The sequence below is a fragment of the Chamaesiphon polymorphus CCALA 037 genome (assembly GCF_003003845.1).
GTDB lineage: Bacteria > Cyanobacteriota > Cyanobacteriia > Cyanobacteriales > Chamaesiphonaceae > Chamaesiphon > Chamaesiphon polymorphus.
This window is the reverse complement of record NZ_PVWO01000734.1, coordinates 1-2,146: the sequence shown is the minus strand read 5'-3', so window position 1 is coordinate 2,146 and position 2,146 is coordinate 1. Positions and strand designations below refer to the sequence as shown.

General features: G+C 46.9%; 2 protein-coding genes. Both read left to right on the top strand.

Translation table 11 applies throughout. The features are described 5' to 3' along the window. Window positions 1-240: 240 nt before the first annotated feature. Window positions 241-1,770 carry a photosystem II chlorophyll-binding protein CP47 gene (gene psbB / locus C7B77_RS28790; protein WP_106313144.1) on the top strand — a complete coding sequence of 510 codons (1,530 nt, stop codon included), beginning with the start codon at window positions 241-243 and terminating at the stop codon, window positions 1,768-1,770. 107 nt (window positions 1,771-1,877) lie between these two features. After that, complete coding sequence (locus tag C7B77_RS28785) at window positions 1,878-1,976, top strand: photosystem II reaction center protein T (RefSeq protein ID WP_106313141.1); 99 nt, start codon at window positions 1,878-1,880, stop codon at window positions 1,974-1,976. Window positions 1,977-2,146: the final 170 nt, after the last annotated feature.

Genomic DNA, 2,146 nt, shown 5'->3' with positions numbered 1-2,146 from the left:
CACCCCAATTATTAACATTTGTAAACATTCTGAGGACAAATCTTAATTAAATTGGCATTAGCAAAAGAGCCAGAACCACTATGCGTCTAGTCATGTGGCGGTTTTAGCCGATCTATGAGTGCGAGATTAATCTGGTGGGATCGCCTTGCCTCGGAGGTTGTAAGCAGATAACATAATGCATGAGATTATTTAAAAAATAAGAATTTTCGTAGACACCTATTTTAAGGAGGATCGTAGTCGATGGGACTACCCTGGTATCGCGTGCATACAGTCGTCCTGAATGACCCAGGTCGGCTGATATCCGTACATTTAATGCACACAGCTTTAGTTGCTGGTTGGGCTGGTTCGATGGCTCTGTTTGAATTATCAAACTTCGATCCTAGCGACCCAGTTTTCAACCCGATGTGGCGACAAGGCATGTTTGTCATGCCCTTCATGGCACGTCTTGGGATTACCAAATCTTGGGGTGGTTGGAGTATTGTCCCAGGTGAATCGGCAGCAGATGCTGGCTTCTGGTCTTTTGAAGGTGTTGCTACCGCTCACATTATCCTTTCTGGGATGCTAATCTTAGCATCGATCTGGCACTGGGTTTATTGGGACTTGGAACTGTTTACAGATCCTCGCACTGGCGAGCCTGCATTAGATTTACCCAAAATGTTTGGGATTCACTTGTTCTTATCTGGTTTACTCTGCTTCGGCTTCGGAGCATTCCACCTGACGGGTCTATTCGGGCCGGGAATGTGGGTATCCGACCCATTTGGCATTACGGGGCATGTCGCGCCTGTCGCGCCAGAATGGGGGCCTGCGGGATTCAATCCGTTCAATCCTGGTGGCGTAGTCGCTCACCATATTGCAGCAGGTACAGTCGGGATTATTGCTGGATTATTCCACTTAACAGTTCGTCCGCCCGAACGGCTTTATAAAGCTCTGCGGATGGGGAATATCGAAACCGTACTTTCTTCTAGTATTGCCGCCGTATTCTTTGCTGCTTTTATCGTTGCTGGTACCATGTGGTACGGTAATGCAACCACGCCGATCGAATTATTCGGCCCGACTCGTTATCAGTGGGATAGCGGTTATTTCCAACAAGAAATTCAACGTCGCGTTCAGTCTAGCGTCGAAGATGGTAAAACTGAAGCCGAGGCTTGGCAGGCAATTCCTGACAAACTCGCTTTCTATGACTATGTAGGTAACAGCCCTGCTAAAGGCGGTCTGTTCCGGACTGGCCCGATGAACAAAGGCGATGGTATCGCTCAAGGTTGGCAAGGACACCCAGTATTCAAAGACTCTGAAGGTCGAGTACTGAGCGTTCGTCGTCTGCCTAACTTCTTTGAAAGTTTCCCTGTGGTCTTGACTGACTCTGAAGGTGTGGTTCGTGCAGACGTACCGTTCCGTCGGGCAGAATCGAGATACAGCTTCGAGCAAGCTGGAATCACTGCTAGCTTCTATGGTGGTGCTCTAAATGGTCAAACATTTACAGATGCTACTCAAGTCAAGCAGTTTGCCCGCAAAGCTCAAGGTGGTGAAATCTTTGAATTCGATCGTGAAAAACTCGGATCTGACGGTGTATTCCGTACCAGTCCGCGCGGTTGGTTCACTTTCGGTCATGCTGTATTTGCTTTATTCTTCTTCTTCGGTCATCTCTGGCATGGTTCGCGGACGATCTACCGCGACGTATTTGCTGGTGTAGAAGCCGATATGGAAGAGCAAGTCGAATTCGGTCTGTTCCAGAAATTGGGAGACCCAACTACTCGGAAAAAAGAGGCGTAAGCTTCTTCAGTTGTGAGGATAAGGGATTTGAGATTTGGCCTATCCAATCGCTAACTCTTATCCTCCGATCCTTGTTAAACTAAAAGTAATCCCATAGGACTCTGACAATGGAAGCAACTATTTATATTTTGGTCACAGTATTGGCTCTGGGCACAATCTTTTTTGCGATCGCGTTTCGCGAACCGCCCAAAATTCCTCGCAAGTAAGTAACAATTCAATTTGGTCGCAATCTGAGCTAATCTAGAGAAATCTCTAAGCAGCTCAGATTTTGCTTTTTAGGGCGTTATTAGGTTTTAGGCTTTAGGTTTTAGGAGAAGAGGCAGAAGAACATAGGAAGAAGAAAATACCAAACGTTCCCAGTTTCCCAGTCTCCCAG

Coding starts and splice junctions, on each gene's coding strand:
- C7B77_RS28785 (WP_106313141.1), top strand. CDS start 1,878: ATGGAAGCAACTATTTATATTTTGGTCACAGTATTGGCTCTGGGCACA.
- psbB (WP_106313144.1), top strand. CDS start 241: ATGGGACTACCCTGGTATCGCGTGCATACAGTCGTCCTGAATGACCCA.